The 17,169-nt window shown below is 66.0% G+C and carries 16 protein-coding genes and 1 riboswitch; of the genes, 10 read left to right on the top strand and 6 right to left on the bottom strand.

Features of this window, described 5'->3' with window-relative positions; genetic code table 11:
* Positions 1-79: 79 nt before the first annotated feature.
* A complete protein-coding gene (locus MKK62_RS02380; RefSeq protein WP_240263861.1) occupies positions 80-1,300 on the top strand; it encodes a WS/DGAT domain-containing protein in 1,221 nt (406 codons plus the stop codon).
* Between the two features lie 4 nt (positions 1,301-1,304).
* Here the strand turns inward: MKK62_RS02380 and MKK62_RS02375 are convergent, their stop codons facing one another.
* Positions 1,305-1,874, bottom strand: a complete 570-nt coding sequence (locus tag MKK62_RS02375) for a MarR family transcriptional regulator (protein WP_240262582.1) — start codon at positions 1,872-1,874, stop codon at positions 1,305-1,307.
* Positions 1,871-3,442 carry a pyruvate, phosphate dikinase gene (locus MKK62_RS02370; RefSeq protein WP_240262583.1) on the bottom strand — a complete coding sequence of 524 codons (1,572 nt, stop codon included), beginning with the start codon at positions 3,440-3,442 and terminating at the stop codon, positions 1,871-1,873. The genes MKK62_RS02375 and MKK62_RS02370 overlap by 4 nt, the downstream gene beginning before the upstream one ends.
* 198 nt (positions 3,443-3,640) lie before the next feature.
* Between MKK62_RS02370 and MKK62_RS02365 the strand changes: the two genes are divergently transcribed.
* The 6 genes from MKK62_RS02365 to MKK62_RS02340 are packed head-to-tail and all read left to right on the top strand — an operon-like array spanning position 3,641 to position 9,019.
* A complete protein-coding gene (locus tag MKK62_RS02365) occupies positions 3,641-4,156 on the top strand; it encodes a DoxX family protein (RefSeq protein ID WP_240262584.1) in 516 nt (171 codons plus the stop codon).
* A 4-nt stretch (positions 4,157-4,160) separates the two neighbouring features.
* Positions 4,161-5,654 carry an MmgE/PrpD family protein gene (locus MKK62_RS02360; RefSeq protein WP_240263862.1) on the top strand — a complete coding sequence of 498 codons (1,494 nt, stop codon included), beginning with the start codon at positions 4,161-4,163 and terminating at the stop codon, positions 5,652-5,654.
* A 47-nt stretch (positions 5,655-5,701) separates the two neighbouring features.
* Positions 5,702-6,784, top strand: coding sequence for an NAD(P)H-dependent amine dehydrogenase family protein (locus MKK62_RS02355; protein WP_240262585.1), 1,083 nt, complete (start codon positions 5,702-5,704; stop codon positions 6,782-6,784).
* Positions 6,781-7,554, top strand: coding sequence for an SDR family NAD(P)-dependent oxidoreductase (locus MKK62_RS02350; protein ID WP_240262586.1), 774 nt, complete (start codon positions 6,781-6,783; stop codon positions 7,552-7,554). Before MKK62_RS02355 ends, MKK62_RS02350 begins: the two co-directional genes overlap by 4 nt.
* On the top strand, positions 7,551-8,150 hold the full coding sequence (locus MKK62_RS02345) for a TetR family transcriptional regulator (RefSeq protein ID WP_240262587.1): 600 nt from the start codon (positions 7,551-7,553) through the stop codon (positions 8,148-8,150). Before MKK62_RS02350 ends, MKK62_RS02345 begins: the two co-directional genes overlap by 4 nt.
* A complete protein-coding gene (locus MKK62_RS02340; protein ID WP_240262588.1) occupies positions 8,147-9,019 on the top strand; it encodes a DUF1295 domain-containing protein in 873 nt (290 codons plus the stop codon). Before MKK62_RS02345 ends, MKK62_RS02340 begins: the two co-directional genes overlap by 4 nt.
* Here MKK62_RS02340 and MKK62_RS02335 read toward each other — a convergent pair.
* Together MKK62_RS02335 and MKK62_RS02330 are read right to left on the bottom strand one after the other, a co-directional pair.
* Positions 9,016-9,396 (bottom strand): thiol-disulfide oxidoreductase DCC family protein, encoded by a 381-nt coding sequence (locus MKK62_RS02335; RefSeq protein WP_240262589.1) that lies wholly within the window; start codon positions 9,394-9,396, stop codon positions 9,016-9,018. The two genes, MKK62_RS02340 and MKK62_RS02335, sit on opposite strands and share 4 nt — an antisense overlap.
* Positions 9,393-9,845 (bottom strand): hypothetical protein, encoded by a 453-nt coding sequence (locus tag MKK62_RS02330; RefSeq protein WP_240262590.1) that lies wholly within the window; start codon positions 9,843-9,845, stop codon positions 9,393-9,395. Before MKK62_RS02330 ends, MKK62_RS02335 begins: the two co-directional genes overlap by 4 nt.
* A 114-nt stretch (positions 9,846-9,959) precedes the next feature.
* On the opposite strand from MKK62_RS02330, the gene MKK62_RS02325 reads away from it, so the two are divergent.
* Positions 9,960-11,699 carry a DUF3556 domain-containing protein gene (locus MKK62_RS02325; RefSeq protein WP_240262591.1) on the top strand — a complete coding sequence of 580 codons (1,740 nt, stop codon included), beginning with the start codon at positions 9,960-9,962 and terminating at the stop codon, positions 11,697-11,699.
* A gap of 21 nt (positions 11,700-11,720) precedes the next feature.
* Here the strand turns inward: MKK62_RS02325 and metE are convergent, their stop codons facing one another.
* Positions 11,721-13,994 carry a 5-methyltetrahydropteroyltriglutamate--homocysteine S-methyltransferase gene (gene metE / locus MKK62_RS02320; protein WP_240262592.1) on the bottom strand — a complete coding sequence of 758 codons (2,274 nt, stop codon included), beginning with the start codon at positions 13,992-13,994 and terminating at the stop codon, positions 11,721-11,723.
* Between the two features lie 127 nt (positions 13,995-14,121).
* Positions 14,122-14,333, bottom strand: a riboswitch (cobalamin riboswitch).
* A gap of 75 nt (positions 14,334-14,408) precedes the next feature.
* The gene (locus tag MKK62_RS02315) at positions 14,409-15,062 is read right to left on the bottom strand and encodes an SDR family oxidoreductase (RefSeq protein WP_240263863.1); all 654 of its coding nucleotides are present in this window, start codon (positions 15,060-15,062) and stop codon (positions 14,409-14,411) included.
* A 153-nt stretch (positions 15,063-15,215) separates the two neighbouring features.
* Here MKK62_RS02315 and MKK62_RS02310 point away from each other — a divergent pair, with 153 nt between their 5' ends.
* Together MKK62_RS02310 and MKK62_RS02305 are read left to right on the top strand one after the other, a co-directional pair.
* Complete coding sequence (locus MKK62_RS02310) at positions 15,216-16,361, top strand: thiolase family protein (protein WP_240262593.1); 1,146 nt, start codon at positions 15,216-15,218, stop codon at positions 16,359-16,361.
* The gene (locus tag MKK62_RS02305; protein ID WP_240262594.1) at positions 16,358-17,146 is read left to right on the top strand and encodes a crotonase/enoyl-CoA hydratase family protein; all 789 of its coding nucleotides are present in this window, start codon (positions 16,358-16,360) and stop codon (positions 17,144-17,146) included. The genes MKK62_RS02310 and MKK62_RS02305 overlap by 4 nt, the downstream gene beginning before the upstream one ends.
* Positions 17,147-17,169 lie beyond the last annotated feature (23 nt).

Raw genomic sequence — 17,169 nt, 5'->3', positions numbered from 1 at the left:
ACAAGCTCCGACGGGCGGAACGACAGCTGTGGGTAAAAGCCGGACTGTGGATCAATAGGATGCGGACATGTCGACCCCGATGGCTGCGATCGATGCGCAGTTCTACTGGATGTCGGCAAAGATTCCCAATGGCTTCCTACTGCTATACGCATTCGACGGCCTCCCAACCAATCTCGAGCGGGCCATCGACGAGTTCGTCGCACGCGCGCGGAATTGCCCAGCGTTGACAATTCGTGTCGAGGACGGGTCACCGCTGACCTACCCACGCTGGGTCACCACCACCGTCGATACCGACCGGATCGTCAGACACGACGAAGACACGTGGGACGGTTGTTTGCGCGAAGCCACGAAACTTGTCGGCGAAGAGCTCGACTGTCGCCGAATGCCCTGGCGCATGCACCTTTTCGGTCCAGTGCGCAGCGTTCCGGGGACCGTCGGCCGGAGCACGGTCGCCGTCATGCAATTCGCCCATGCGCTCTGCGACGGTCCGCGAGCCTTGGCAATGTGCGCGTGGTTGTTCGGACGGAACACCCCCGTCGCCGACGTGTCGAACGAGTCGACAGGTTTCCTGCCCTGGCGGGCGCTCGAGGCCACTCGGGCTCATCGCCGACGCGTCAAGGAAACCAACGCCGGGCTGCTGCCGTCGGCGATCGGACCGCGTCCGGCGGTGTCTACCAATGTCCATCCAGCGGGGGAGCGGTTCGCGCGCACACTGATTCGGCACCGCGCGCAACTTGGGGATCGGACGGCGACCGTCGCGACCCTTTCCGCAATCTCCGGTGCGTTGTCGAGCCATCTGTGCGACGAGGCTGAATCGTTGGCCGCCGAAGTGACGATGGCCAAACCCGGTGTGCCTCATGCTCATAACCACTTCGCAAATGTGACTGTCGGGTTGTATCCGGGCCTGAGCCGGGAGGCTCGGCTGGAAAAAATTGCCGCGGACCTGAGGAATGCCCGTCGCCGTTCGGAGCACGTGGCGGTCCGGGCGGCGGACCGCGCCTTCGCGGCGACCCCGGCTCCGCTGCTGCGCTGGGGCATCAGCTTGTTCGATCCCGAAGCTCAGCCGTCGTACGTTGCCGGACACACCGTCGTATCGAGCCTTCACCGTGGTCGAGCTGACCTGACATTCGGTGACGCACCGGTGCTGCTGACAGCGGTACACCTGGCGCTCTCGCCGGCCATGGGCCTGGTGCACGGCGTCTGGGGCATCGGCGACACCGTGACCGTCACCGTACACGCAGCGGAGTCGGCAATTCCCGACATCGACGAGTACATGGCCCGGCTCGACTCCGAGCTGTAATCGGCTATCCGTCTTGGGCTTCGCGCGTCTTACCCGCCGCGAGGATCAACTCCTCGTGCAACTCGAACCACACGGTGTGGTAGGAGTCGATCAGAGGACGGGACAGCCACTGCGTGTCGCCGGCATGCACCCGGTCCAGCGCTGCGGCGAGTCTCGCCGAGTAACTACCCAGCCGAGGCAGTTCCGCGGACAAGGCGTCCACCAGGGGAATCACCCGTCGATGCACATCGTCGAGCCGCGCCAGCACTGCGGCATCGTAGTCGGGGTCGTCGTGATCGTTGGGTTGCCCGTATCTGACTTGCCAATCGGTGACCAGCGCTTTGAATTCGGCGTTTACCGACCGGAATTCGTCGTACACAGCCGCGACGGCATCAGCATCGATCGACGATCGCTCGTCGGCCAAAAGTTCGTTGAGCCGCGCACGGCCCTCGGGGCTCAGCCGCACCATCGCCCCGTCGATCAGCAGCCCGGAGGCAACCAGATTGTCGACGAGTTGCGAGTCCAGCTCGCCGCGGGCGACCCGGCCCTTCAACCGAACCGACTGCAGCACAGACAATTCGCCGGCGGCGATCATGACGAGACCCGAATGGCCTCAAGCATGGCCAGTAGTGGCCGGTCGCAAACGACGTCGCTGTGGCCACGGGCCATCGCTTCACGCACCGCGATCTCGGAGTGACGATCGAGTCGCGGATAGTCGCCGCGAGGATGCGCCCGCAGCGGGCTGACTTGCCGTGCCACATCGGCCAACTCGCGAAGCTCGGGGCTGTTGTCCTCGGACCACGCCGACAATTCGAGGCTTCCCTCCCGCACTTCGCCGGTATTGCCATCGACGGTGACCAGCTTGCCGGCCAGCGACTCGGTGACACCGCTTCCACAACCGACCACCGCCGCGCGGCCCAGTTCTCGGCTCACCACAGCGGCGTGGCTGGTCGCTCCGCCGGTCTCGGTGACAACTCCGCGTGCGACGAGCATCCCGTGGATATCGTCGGGACTGGTGTGGTGGCGAACCAGGATCACGTCTTCGCCGCGGTCGGCCGCGTCGATGGCCGCATCCACGTCGGTGTAGGCCCGCCCCGACGCGACGCCTGGGCCGGCCGCCAGTCCGGTGGCCAAAAGTCGAGCGGTGAAACGGGTTTCGGGCTGCAGTGAGGGCCGCAGCAACGCCTCGACATGCGCGGGAGGCACCCGTCGGAGCGTCTCCGCCTGGTCGATCAAGCCGTCATTCAACAGCTGCAGCGCCAACCGCACCGCGGCCTGCGCGGACCGCTTCGCCGCGCGCGTCTGCAGCAGCCACAGCGTGCCGTCTTGAATGGTGAACTCGATCTCTTGGACGTCCGCGGTCAGTCGCTCCAATGATCTTGCGGCGCTGACGAGCTCGTCGTACACCCCGGGTAGCTTTTCGCGCAGCAAGGCGATCGGCTCGACGTCGACCGTGCCGGACACCACGTCGTCGCCCTGGCCGCCGGGCAGCCACTCACCGAACTCTTCGTTGGCACCGGTCATCGGGTTACGCGAAAAGATCACACCCGCACCCGATTCGCTGCCCAGATTGCCGAAGACCATCGCCTGCACAACCACTGCGGTGCCGCCCTGAGCGCCCACACCGTGGTGAGCCCGGTAGGCAGCCGCTCGCGGAGAATCCCACGACGCGAATACCGCTTCGATCGCGGCGCGCAATTGCTCGAGCGGATCGTCGGGCGCGGGACCGCTCACGATTCTCGCGAACGACTCGGCAAAGCGTCGCCGGGAATCCGAGGCGAAGGCGGCCGAGGCTTCAGCAGTCAGTGCCTCTTCGACCTCGTCGCTGAAACCGAGGTCGAGCAGCGTGTCCATCATCCCGGGCATCGACACCGCGGCTCCGGAGCGAACGCTGACCAGCAACGGGAGAGGGCCACGCCCGAACGTCCGCGAGGTAGCCATCTCCAAAGTCCGGATTCCGTCAAGAACGTCATCCCAGATGTCGTCGATGGTCGCGGCGGGTTCGGCCCTATAACGGGCGCCGACGTCGGTGGTGATGCAGAACGCGGGCGGGACCGGCAGGCCGTTGCGGCGCATCATGTCGATGCCGTGCCCCTTGTGGCCCAGGATGTCGGACGAAGCCGAGGCGGCGCCGTCCAGCAGAATTACCGGCCGTGGAGACATGAAGGGGATCAGGATCGACCGCACCGCGGCCCGGGGACGGGATTTCGGACGCCGCTGCGGCACGCCAGGCCCAGCGCACGGCCGAGTTGGCCCGCTCCGAGGATCACGGTCTTGATGGGTCGCTCCTTTTGTGTCGGGTGCGGCTGGCAGGATACCTCTGCCTATCCCGTGCCTACCCGATGATCTAGGTTGGCGTCTATGAATGATGCCTATGACGTCGGATTGCTGATCCTGCGGCTAGTCCTGGGCTTGACGCTGGCCGCGCATGGCTTCAACAAATTCTTCGGCGGGGGACGGATTCCGGGGACCGCGCGCTGGTTCGAAAGTATCGGGATGAAGTACGGCACCTTCCAGGCTGTCGTCGCCGCCAGCACCGAGGTCGCCGCCGGCCTGGGACTGGCCGCCGGCCTGCTCACGCCGATCCCCGCGGCCGGGTTCGTGGCACTGATGATCGTCGCTGCCTGGACCGTGCACCGCCACAACGGCTTCTTCATCGTCAAAGAGGGCTGGGAGTACAACCTGATCCTGGCCGTCACGGCGGTCGTCATCGCCACCACCGGCCCGGGCACCTACAGCCTCGACTTCGAGATCTTCGGCCCGAAGCTGTTCCACCCGGGCTGGCACGGGCTGTTCGGTTCGCTGCTGCTGGGCGTCGGTGGCGCGCTCGGGCAGCTGGCGCTGTTCTACCGGCCGCAGGTCAAGGAAGCGCAATAAGCTGATCCACGAAGTCAGGACGCGCCGCAGCGCCGACGACTTTCCGGTCAGCGAGCACCTGGCGTACAAGATCGCCCAGGTCGCGGTGGACCCGGTAGCGGTGCCACCGGACACCGCGGCGATGGTGGTCAATCGCGTCATCGACAACGCCGCGGTCAGCGCGGCGGCGGTGCTCCGGCGGCCCGTCGCCACCGCCCGCCGCCAGGCCATGGCCCGCCCCGTCGGCTCCGGTGCCCGGGTGTTCGGCGTCGACGGCTGCTACTCCGCGGAATGGGCCGCCTGGGCGAATGCCGTCGCGGTTCGTGAACTCGACTACCACGACACTTTTCTCGCCGCCGACTACTCCCATCCCGGTGACAACATTCCGCCGCTCGTCGCGGTCGCCCAGCAGCTCGACGTGCCCGGTGACGATCTCGTCCGAGGCGTGGCGACGGCCTACGAGGTCCAGATCTGCCTGGTCAAGGGAATCTGTCTGCATGAACACAAGATCGATCACGTCGCGCATCTCGGCCCGTCGGTCGCCGCCGGACTGGGCGCCATGCTGCGGCTTGACGTCGACACCATTTATCACGCGATCGGCCAGGCCCTGCACCTGACGACCGCGACCCGTCAATCGCGCAAGGGGGCGATCTCCAGCTGGAAGGCGTTCGCGCCCGCCCATGCTGCCAAGGTCGCGATCGAAGCGGTCGACAGGGCGATGCGCGGCGAGGGCTCACCCGCGCCGATCTGGGAGGGCGAGGACGGCGTGATCGCCTGGCTGTTGTCGGGCCCCGAGCGCACCTACCGGGTGCCGTTGCCGGGCCCGGGCGAGCCAAAGCGCGCGATCCTGGACAGCTACACCAAGGAGCATTCCGCCGAGTACCAGAGCCAGGCCCCCATTGATCTGGCCCGGCGGCTGCGATCACGCATCGGCAACGTCGACGACATCGCATCCGTCGTGCTGCATACCAGTCACCACACCCACTACGTCATCGGAACGGGCTCCGGCGACCCGCAGAAGTTCGATCCGGACGCGTCGCGCGAAACGCTCGACCACTCGCTGCCCTACATCTTCGCGGTGGCGCTACAGGACGGCGCGTGGCATCACGAGCGGTCATACAGCTACGAGCGGTCGCACCACCCTGACACGATTGCGTTGTGGCGCAAGGTCGCAACGGTCGAAGATCCGGAGTGGACCCGGCGTTATCACTCCGACGACCCGACCGAGAAGGCATTCGGGGCCCGGGCGGTGGTGACGCTGAGAAACGGCGACGTGATCACCGACGAGCTGGCCGTCGCCGACGCGCATCCGTTGGGGGCCCGCCCGTTCGACCGCGAGCAGTACATTGCGAAATTCCGGCTGCTCACCGACGGTGTCGTGAGTCCGATTGAGCAGCAACGGTTCCTGGATGCCGCGCAGCGTATGGATGACGTCGACGCGCTGCATCTCCACGTCTTGCCCGAGGTATTGGCCCGCGAACCGAATATCCCGCCAGGAATCTTCACAGCGGGTCGGTGACAAGGCATCGTTGACAGTGACTGCCAGACGGTCATACTGTGCCACGCATGACCAATCCAGCCACGCTGCGCGTCATCCAGTGGGCCACCGGAGGCGTCGGCAAGGCCGCCGTCCAGTGCGTGCTCAATCATCCGCAGCTCGAACTCGCCGGCTGTTGGGTGCACAGCTCCGACAAGAACGGCCGAGACGTAGGCGACATCCTGGGTATCGAATCACTCGGCGTTGCTGCGACATCCAGCATCGACGACGTGCTGGCGTTGGACGCCGACTGCGTGATGTACAGCCCGCTGGTTCCGAACGACGACGAGGTCATCGCGATCCTGCGGTCGGGCAAGAATGTCGTGACGCCGGTGGGCTGGGTGTACCCGGATCCGGACAACCCACGTCACCAAGCGGTGGCCGACGCCGCGACGAAAGCCGGCGTGACGCTGCACGGGTCCGGCATTCATCCCGGCGGTATCACCGAGCGCTTCCCGCTGATGATCTCGTCGCTGTCGTCGGCTGTCACCCACGTCCGCGCCGAGGAGTTCTCCGACATCCGCACCTACAACGCACCGGACGTGGTGCGTCACATCATGGGCTTCGGCGGCACACCCGAAGAAGCGATGCAAGGGCCGATGGCCGGGCTGCTGGCGGCCGGCTTCAAGCAGTCGGTGCGAATGATTGCCGATCACATGGGCTTTCGCATCGACCCGAAGATCAGGACCATCCAGGATGTCGCTGTTGCGACCGCCGAGATCGACTACGCCCCGTTTCCGATCACGAAGGGCAGCGTCGCCGCGCGCCGATTCCGCTGGCAGGCATTGGTCGACGGGGAACCGGTGATCACGGCGGCGGTCAACTGGCTGATGGGCGAGGAAAACCTGGACCCGGCATGGGATTTCGGCGGCATCGGTGAACGTTTCGAGGTCGAGGTCACCGGGGACCCGCCGGTCAAACTCACCTTCAAGGGCTTGCAGCCGGAAAGCATTGCCGAAGGTTTGGTGAAGAATCCCGGAGTGGTGGTCACCGCCAATCATTGCGTCAATGCCATCCCCGACGTCTGCGCTGCCGAACCCGGGATCAAGACATACCTCGACCTGCCGCTGTTCGCGGGTCGAGCGGCGCCGAGTCTCGCATCGGTGACATGAGCTACACGCATCCGGACTCGATGCGCGGCCATGCTGCGATCGTCACCGGCGCCGCTCAAGGTGTCGGAAAAGGTATCGCCGCAGCGCTTCTCGAACGCGGGGCATCGGTGCTGCTCGCCGACATCCAGGGCGACAAGCTGACCGCCACCGCCCAGGCACTGCGAGAGCTGGGTCGCGTCGAACAGCTGGTGACCGATTTGCGCGATCCCGAAGCGGGTCAGCGCATCGCCGCGGCGGCCGTCGACGCGTTCGGCACCGTGCACGGACTGGTCAACAACGCGATCGCCACCAACGAACCAAAGTCGTTCGTCGACATCACCACCGAGGACATCGCTCTCGGCCACGAGGTCGGTCCGCGGGCCAGTTTCCTGTTGATGCAGGCCGTGTACCCGCTGATGGTGGCGAACGGTGGCGGATCGATCGTCAATCTCGGATCGGGCACCGGCACAGGCGGCGAACCGAAGTGGGGCGGTTACGCCGCCGCCAAGGAGGCCATCCGCGGGCTGTCGAAAGTCGCTGCGCTGGAATGGGGTCGGGACAACATCCGTGTCAATGTCGTGTGTCCGTTCGCCGAATCCGACGGGGTCAAGTACTGGAAGTCGTTCGCTCCGAAGGAGTACGACAAGGCAGTGGCACGCGTCCCGATGAAACGGATCGGCGATGTCCGCGACGACGTGGGTGCCCTGGTGGCGTTTCTGCTGAGCACCGATGCCACGTTCGTCACCGGCCAGACCATCCACGTCGACGGCGGGATCGGCAGCTTCCGATGACCGAGACTCTGCGCGACCGGCAACGCGCGCAGATTCGCGCCGACATCCGCCGGGCCGCGTTCCGGCTGTTCATCGAGCGCGGCTACGACGCGGTGACGACTGAGGAAATCGCCTCGGCGGCAGGGGTTTCCCCGCGCACTTTCTTTCGCTACGTCCCGAACAAGGAGGAGCTGCTGCTGGCACCCGTGCGACACGGCGGCACCGCGATCGTCGGCCTGCTCGAGGACCGGCCGCCCGACGAGCGGCCCGATGTCGCGTTGATCAATGCGATCATCACCCGCACCCGGTCCTTCGACCGGGCCGACACCGACGAGTGGCGGGCGGCCCTGCTGGTCGCGCCCGACCTGCTCGGGAAGCTGACCGTGCACCTGCCCGCCGACAAGGAGCGGGCAACCACGCTGATCGCCACCCGGATGCGCGTCAACCCTGCGACCGACCTGCGACCCGGATTGCTCGTCCAGTTAGCTTTCGCGGCAGCCGATTTCGCGTTCCAGCAATGGGTTCAGCAACCTTCGAGGAAGTCGCGGTCCCTGGACAGTTACGTCACCGAGGCGCTTGAGGCGGTCAAGAGCCCGCACTGGGAGCGGAAAGCATGAGAAGCAAGGCGCACTCGCTGGCGCTGGTCGGCCTCGCCTATGTCGTCGCGATCGCGGTGGGCGCGGCCTGGCTGACGTGGGGTGCGCACACCGGGCGACTGCTGCTTGACACGTTGGTCGCCGACCTACTGGCCACGCTGGTGATCTTCGCCTTCAGCCGCGGGTTCGGCAATTCGAGTTTTTACGACGCCTACTGGAGTGTCATCCCGCCGGTGCTGTTGTTCTATTGGTGGAGCCAGTCTGGCATACAGCAGCCGCGGTGCTGGCTGGTCGCGGCGGTGGTGCTGCTGTGGGCGATCCGGCTGACCGCGAACTGGCTGTTCGCGTTTCCTGGTCTGCACCACGAGGATTGGCGCTACCCGATGTTCCGCGAGAAAGCCGGGCGGTGGGAGTTCATGGTCGACCTGGTGACCATCCACCTCGTCCCGACGCTGCTGGTATTCGCCGGCATGCTGCCGGTGTATGCGGCGGTGACCTGGCCCCGCGGTGACATCGGATGGCTCACCGGCGTGGCGTTCGTGGTCGGCCTGGCCGCGGTGGCACTCGAGCTGGCTGCCGACACGCAGATGCACCGCTTCGTCCGCAGCAGGGCTGAGGGTCAGGCGATGGACCGCGGATTGTGGTCGTGGTCGCGGCATCCGAACTACTTCGGGGAATTCGGCTTCTGGGTTTCGTTAGCGCTGTTCGGCGTCGCAGTATCCCCGTCCGACGCCTGGTGGCTGTGCCTGGGCGCGCTGGGCATGCTGGGCATGTTCCTCGGCGGCAGCATCCCGATGATGGAGACCCGCAGTCTGGAGCGACGGCCCGAATATCAAGACGTGATCGACCGGGTGTCGAGGTTCGTGCCGCGACCGCCGCGAAAGGCCTAGCAGGCGGCCGGGTAGGCCTCGCAGTGCGGCGTCGTGCCCGGAAACTTGTAGCGGTGCTCGACCACCCACTGGTAGACCACATCCTCGAAGAACCGGATGCCGGGAATTCGATAGACCGTCAACGGGATTCGGGTACCTAGCGCAGTCGACAGTGCCGCATTGACGGCCTCGGCACCGGCGTACACCGTGCCGGTGGAATCGATCCAGCGCACCGCGTCCAGGAGTCTGTCCTGCGCGACGCCGAGACGCTCGGCCACGCCGTGGCCCTGCAGGGGTTCGGTCCGGATCTTCCCGGTGCGATCGAAGCGAAGCAGCAGATCCTTGGAGCGCGTGCACATTCCGCAGGCTCCGTCGAAAAACAGCGTCCCCGGTTTCATGGCGCCACCTTTCGCTGCAACGGCATTACCGAGCCTACGCCTGACGAGCGGCGAACCCGCAGCCCGACGACCGCGAACACCAGGCCGGTGCCGATCTCGGTGGCGGCGCTGACCCACGAGAACCACGTCACGTTGATCCGCGGACCGGAAACGAAGCTGTCCTGGTAAGCGGGGAAGTAGCTCGGCAGCAGGTGCGCGTAGGTGAACAGGACGGCGCTACCGAAGCCGACCCCGATCGCCCAGTCCGGAGATCGGTGACGCCCGGTCAGCGCCAGCAGGACCGCGACCACGACGAAGACGCCCTGGATCATTCCGCCGACCATGATCGCGTGCGGCGACGCCGACATCCCGCGCCGCAGATGGTCGACGACGTGCACGGCCCAACCCACTGCGAAAAGTATTGCCGCCCAACGCAGAGCGCGGGCTGACTCCCGAAGCTGACGTGTCATCGTCGATCACCGTCCTGAGTGCGTTGCCTCAGTTCTACTACTACACGCCGTAGTAATCAAGGGTTCTCGACGAATGGGAACCATCGAGCTAGAACACGTTCTAGTCTTGCCGCCATGGGATTTCTCAAGCAGGACACCCCGCAGATCGATTTCGACGAATGGAGCAAGGGCAGTCGCTCCGAAAAGATCATCCCGATGGCCCGGCACTGGGCCGAGGTGGGCTTCGGCACACCGGTGTTGCTGCATCTGTTCTACGTCGTGAAGATCCTGCTCTACATCCTGGCGGGTTGGCTTCTCGCGCTGACCACGACCGGTATTGACGGCTTCACCAGGGTCGCGCACTGGTATGCCGAGCCGATCGTGTTCGAGAAGGTCGTGCTGTACACGATGCTGTTCGAGGTGGTCGGGCTCGGCTGCGGCTTCGGCCCGCTCAACAACCGCTTTTTCCCACCGATGGGCTCGATCCTGTATTGGCTGCGACCCGGCACCATCCGGCTGCCACCGTGGCCGGACCGAGTCCCGCTGACGAAGGGTGATAGTCGCACCCCATTCGACGCGCTGCTCTACGCCGCATTGCTGACGCTACTTACCGTCGCGGTCTTCTCGGACGGCACCGGACCGATGCCTGCTCTCGGCACCACGGTTGGGGTGCTGCCCGCCTGGCAGATCTGGGCGGTGCTGGGCGTGCTTGCCATGCTGGGTCTTCGTGACAAGGTGATCTTCCTGGCAGCCCGCGGAGAGGTGTACGCCTCCTTCACCGTGGCATTCCTGTTCGCCGGCTACGGGGTGGACTTGATCCTGGGCGCCAAACTCGTCTGCCTGGTGATCTGGCTGGGCGCCGCGACGTCGAAGCTCAACAAGCACTTCCCGTTCGTCATCTCGACCATGATGAGCAACAACCCGCTGTTTCGAACGAAATTCCTCAAACGCTCATTCTTCGAACACTTTCCGGACGACCTGCGACCCGGCTGGCGGTCGCGCTGGCTGGCCCACTTCAGCACCGCCATCGAGGGACTGGTGCCGTTGGTGCTGTTCTTCAGCCACGGCGGCTGGCCGACTGTGGTGGCGGCGTTCGTGATGTTGTGCTTTCACTTCGGCATCCTGTCCTCGATCCCGATGGGTGTGCCGCTGGAATGGAACGTGTTCATGATGTTCAGCGTGCTCGCACTGTTCGTCGGGCACGCGTCGGCGGGACTGAGCGACCTGACCACCCCGCTGCCACTGCTGTTGTTCGCGGTCGTCGCCGGCACCGTGGTCACCGGAAACCTGTTCCCGCGCAAGGTGTCGTTCCTGCCCGGCATGCGCTACTACGCCGGCAACTGGGACACCACGCTGTGGTGCATCAAGCCCTCCGCCGAGGCGAAGATCTCGCAGGGCATCGTCGCGATCGCCAGCATGCCGGCCGCGCAATTGGAGAAGTTCTACGGCAGTAAGGAAGCCGCGCAGATCCCGATGTACATGGGATATGCGTTCCGCGCGTTCAACACTCACGGCCGGGCGCTGTTCACGTTGGCCCATCGCGCAATGGCCGGCCACAACGAGGACGACTACGTGCTGACCGACGGCGAGCGCGTCACCAGTACGGCCATCGGCTGGAATTTCGGGGACGGGCACTTCAGCAACGAGCAGTTGGTGGTGGCGCTGCAGAGGCGCTGCCACTTCGAGCCCGGCGAGGTCAGGGTAGTGATGTTGGACGCCCAGCCGATCCATCGACAGACCCAGCAGTATCGGCTGGTCGACGCCGCCACCGGTGAATTCGAGCGCGGCCACGTGTGTGTGGCCGACATGGTCACCCGGCAGCCCTGGGCCGATGACGTGCCGGTGCACGTGCAGTCGAGCGCTACGTCGGTGTAGCGCCCGACCGCACGCGCCCGGTTACGCGTCGGCGCGGACCTTCTTGGTTGCCTCGACGAGGTTGGTCAGCGACGCGATAACCTCTTCCGGATTGCGAGTCTTCAGGCCGCAGTCCGGGTTGACCCACAGTCGTTCGGCTGGAACGGCTTTCAGCGCCCTTTGCAGCGACGTGCTGATCTCGTCGGTGCTCGGCACCCGCGGTGAATGGATGTCGTAGACGCCCGGACCGACGCTGTTGGAGAAGCCTATCGAGTTCAAATCGTCGAGCACCTCCATGCGAGAGCGGGCCGCCTCGAGTGAGGTGACGTCGGCGTCCAGGTCGGCGATCGCGCCGATCACGTCGCCGAATTCCGAGTAGCACAGGTGCGTGTGGATCTGCGTCGAATCCGCGACACCAGACGTGGCCAACCGGAACGCACCGACGGCCCAGTCCAGGTAAGCCTGCTTCTCGGAATTGCGCAGCGGCAACAACTCTCGCAGCGCGGGCTCGTCGACCTGGATGACCGCGATGCCGGCCTCCTGGAGATCAACGGTCTCGTCGCGAATCGCCAGCGCCACCTGGTTGGCGGTGTCGGCCAGCGGCTGGTCGTCGCGGACGAACGACCAGGCCAGGATCGTCACCGGCCCGGTGAGCATGCCTTTCACCGGTTTGTCCGTCAGCGACTGCGCGTACTTCGCCCACTCCACCGTCATCGGGTGCTGCCGAACCACGTCGCCGTATAGCACCGGCGGACGCACGCAGCGGGTGCCGTAGGACTGCACCCAGCCGAGCTTGGTGGCGAAGAAGCCGTCCAACTGCTCGGCGAAATACTGCACCATGTCGTTGCGCTCCGGCTCGCCGTGCACCAGGACGTCCAGGCCGAGGTCCTCTTGCAGCTTGACCACCTCTGCGATTTCGGCGCGCATCCGCTTGGTGTACTCGGCGTCGTCGATCTCGCCGGCGACCAGTGCGGCGCGGGCCTTGCGGATCTCGGTCGTCTGCGGGAATGACCCGATGGTGGTCGTAGGCAGCGGCGGCAGGTGCAGCCGCTCGATCTGCGCCGCACGACGTTGGTCGGCCGGGCCACGTTCGGTGCCGCCGGATTTCGCGATCGAGTCGAGCCGGGCACGAACCTCGGCGTTGTTCAGCCGCGGGTCCTTCGCGCGGGACGCAACGGCGGCGTTGGACTGCGCGATCTCGTCGGCCACCGCGTCGCGACCGTCCTTGAGCGCCTTGGCCAGGGTGGCCACCTCGTGCACCTTCTCGGCGCCGAACGCCAGCCAGCTGCGCAGCGCGTCGTCGAGGTCGGTCTCTGGTTCCAGCGAGTACGGCACGTGCAGCGTCGAGCATGACGTCGAAACAGCCAGTGACCCAACCGAACCCAGTAGGCTGGCCAGCTTGCTCAGCGCTGCCTGCAGGTCGGTCCGCCAGATGTTGCGTCCGTCGACGATGCCGGCGACCAGCGTCTTGTCCGCCAGTTCGGTCACGGACGCCACCGCGGTGTCGGGGCCGTAGACCAAGTCGACCCCAATCGCCTCGACCGGCGTCCGGGCGAGCGCCCCCAGGCTTTCACCTGGGTCACCGAAGTAGGTGGCGACGTGGATCGCGGGCCGGTTCTCCAGCGCACCGAGCGCGTTGTACACCCGCTCGGCGAGCGCGGAGGCGTCCTCGGAGATGTCGGTGACCAGCACCGGCTCGTCGAATTGGACCCACTGCACGCCCTGGTCGGCGAGCTGACTAAGCAGATCGGCGTACAGGGGGACGACGTCGTCGAGGCGCTCGATCGGCGCGCCGGCGCCGTCGACGGCCTTGCTCAGCATCAGGAAGGTGACCGGCCCGATCACCACCGGACGAGCCGGAATGCCGAGATCGCGAGCCTCTTTCAGTTCCGACAGCACCTTCTCGGGATGCAGCGTGAACTCGGTGTCCGGCCCGATCTCAGGGACGATGTAGTGGTAATTGGTGTCGAACCACTTGGTCATCTCCAGCGGCACGACGTCACCATTGCCGCGGGCGGCGGCGAAGTAGCGGTCGAGGTCGTCGGACACGACCTGAACGCGCTTGGGCAGCGCGCCGAGCAGCACCGCGGTGTCGAGCATCTGGTCGTAGTAGGAGAACGTGTTGATCGGCACCGAGTCCAAGCCGGCGGCAACCAGTTGGCTCCACGTGTCGCTGCGGATCGTCGCGGCGACCTTCTCGAGCTCCGATCGGCTGGTCTTGCCCTTCCAATAGCTCTCGGTGGCGCGCTTGAGTTCGCGCTTGGGGCCGATGCGTGGTGAGCCGGTGACGGTGGCGGTAAAAGGGGTAACGGTCACGGTTTTCGTCCTTCACTCGACGGGGTGGTCACCGCCAACGGACGCAAACCGATCCGGCGCAGCGCACAGCGGCTGCAACCGATACGGCCAGACGCCCATTCCACGAGGCGGTGAGCCGCCAGGCGCGGCGCGCCCGGCACAGCCGGCAGGTCTTCGGACTCACAGGCGCGCACCGGGTGGTGCTCCTACTGGCCGTCGCTTCCCGGTCGGGTGACCAGTGCTCGAAGACGACGTTCGTTCCTGCATACCGCTGCGGGACAGTCCCGGACTCGCACCGGGTTCCCTCTTAAAAAGCACATCTAACATGCTTCGTTCGATGCCGCCTTCGTCGCGGACGACGAAATCGGCAGACCGACTGCGACATCGAGATTACAGGTCAACGGCGTCGACCCGCCGCGCGCAGCTACTGCCGCGCTAGCGATCGCCGCAGCGAGCCAGCGCTTCGGTGATCGGCACATCACCGTTGTTGAATTCGATGGTTTTCCGGACCGTGGCGGGGTCGTGGAGCACGGCGGCCGCGACCAGAGCCACGTCCTCCCGTGACACTTCACCGGTACCCTCGCCGAGTTCGATCCGGCCGGTTGACGGCTCCAGCGTGAGCCGGCCCGGGCCGAGCACGGTCCAATCCAGTTCGGTGCTGCGGAGGTGAGCGTCCGCGGCGGCCTTGGCTTCTGCGTACGGGAAAAATGAATTGTCCTCGGCGACGCCATGATCGGGCCCCGCGCCGAAGTAGGAGACCATCACGAATCGTTTGACGCCGGCTTGCTCGGCCGCATCGATTACCCGGATCGCGGCGTCGCGGTCGACCGCGTAAGTGCGGGCTGGGTCACCGCCGCCGGCGCCTGCCGAGAACACCACAGCGTCGTGGCCTGACATCAGGTCTGCCAATGCGGCGGTGTCCAGGTGCTCGATGTCCGCGACGACGGGGCGCGCACCGGCGGCGGAGACGTCGCCGGCGTGGTCGGGATTTCGGATGATCGACGTCACTTCATCGCCGCGGTTTTTGAGCATGCGGGCTAGATGCAGCGCGACCTTGCCGTGGCCGCCGACGATGACGATGCGCAACATGCCTTCGACGCTACTCACCGGTAGGGCACCCCGGCGGCGACCCAACTAAGCGGTTGGTCAACAATCGACAAAAGTACGCGCGACGACGATGCAGACCGCTAGGTCTGAGGAGGAGTCGGGCACATTAGCTCGAGCGTCAAAGGAGATGGAGCCATGACTGAAGCAGTCATCGTCGAGGCAGTTCGTTCACCGATCGGCAAGCGCAACGGCGGTTTGTCCGGCGTCCACGCCGCCGACCTGTCCGCGCAGGTGCTCAATGGTCTGGTCGAGAAGGCCGGTATCGACCCCGGCCTCGTCGACGACGTGATCTGGGGCTGCGTCATGCAGGCCGGCGAGCAGTCGATGGACATCGGCCGCACGGCGCTGCTGGCCGCCGGCTGGCCTGAGACCGTGCCGGGCGTAACCGTCGACCGGCAGTGCGGCTCGAGTCAGCAGTCGATCCACTTCGCCGCGGCCGGCGTGGTTGCCGGCCATTACGACGTAGTGGTCGCTGGCGGTGTCGAATCGATGTCGCGGACGCCGATGGGCGCTTCGCTGGCCAACGGCGGCAACCCGTTCTCCCCGAACTTCAAGGCCCGCTACGACCGGACGCCCAACCAAGGCATCGGTGCCGAGATGATCGCCGAGCAGTGGGGCTTCGACCGGACCACCGTCGACCAGTACTCGCTCGGATCGCACGACAAGGCCGCTGCCGCCCAGGATTCCGGCGCCTTCGACGACCAGATCGTCGGCATCAAGGACCAAGACGGAAACGTAATCCTCAAGGACGAGGGCATCCGTCGCGGCACGCCGATCGAGAAGATGGCTCAGCTGAAGCCAGCGTTCAAGGAAGATGGTGTCATCCACGCCGGCAACTCCAGCCAGATCTCCGACGGCTCCGCCGCGCTGCTGATCATGACGGCGGAGAAGGCAAAAGAGTTGGGGCTCAACCCGATTGCCAAGGTGCACACCGCCGTGCTGGCCGGTGCCGACCCGGTGATCATGCTGACCGCCCCCATCCCTGCCACCCAGAAGGCGTTGAAGAAGTCCGGCCTGTCGCTCGACGACATCGGCGTGTTCGAGGTCAACGAGGCGTTCGCGCCGGTTCCGCTGGCCTGGCTGCAGGACATCGGCGCTGACGAGAAGAAGCTCAACCCCAACGGCGGCGCGATCGCGCTGGGGCATCCGCTCGGTGGATCCGGCGCCCGGATCATGACCACAATGCTGTACCACATGCGGGACAAGGGAATTCGCTACGGCCTGCAGACCATGTGTGAGGGTGGCGGTCAGGCAAACGCCACCATCGTGGAACTGTTGTGACGGAACCGGCGGTCCTCACCGAACGCCGCGACGACGTCCTCGTCATCACGATCAACCGGCCGGAGGCTCGTAACTGCGTCAATGGGGCGGTCAGCGTCGGGGTCGGTGATGCGCTCGAGCAGGCGCAGCACGACCCCGAGGTGCGGGCGGTGGTGATCACCGGTGCCGGTGACAAGTCTTTCTGCGCGGGAGCCGATCTCAAGGCGATCGCGCGCCGCGAGAATCTGTACCATCCCGATCACGGGGAGTGGGGCTTCGCCGGCTACGTCCACCACTTCATCGACAAGCCGACGATCGCCGCGGTGAACGGCACGGCGCTGGGCGGGGGAACCGAGCTGGCCCTGGCCAGCGACCTGGTGGTGGCCGAGGAGCGCGCACAGTTCGGTCTGCCCGAGGTCAAGGTGGGATTGCTGGCCGGCGCCGGCGGCGTCTTCCGCATCGCGCAGCAGCTGCCGCGCAAGGTGGGCATGGAGATGCTGTTGACCGGTGAGCCGATCACCGCGACCGAAGCGGAGAGCTGGGGTCTGATCAACCAGGTCGTGCCCAACGGCACCGTGCTGGACGCCGCACTGGCGCTGGCGAAGCGGATCACCGTCAATGCGCCGCTGTCGGTGCAGGCCAGCAAGCGGATCGCGTGTGGTGCCGACGACGGCGTCATTCCCGACGAGGAGCCCGGATGGGCCCGCACCGCACGGGAATTCGGTGCGCTGCTGCGCACCGAGGACGCCAAGGAGGGGCCGCTGGCGTTCGCGCAGAAGCGTCCGCCGGTGTGGAAGGCGCGCTAGCCGCCAAGGCGATCGCAAGAGCG

Origin of the sequence: Mycobacterium paraterrae, assembly GCF_022430545.2 — a bacterium.
Classification (GTDB): domain Bacteria; phylum Actinomycetota; class Actinomycetes; order Mycobacteriales; family Mycobacteriaceae; genus Mycobacterium; species Mycobacterium paraterrae.
Note: the sequence above shows the minus strand (reverse complement) of the source record. Positions and strands in the feature narration are given on the sequence as shown.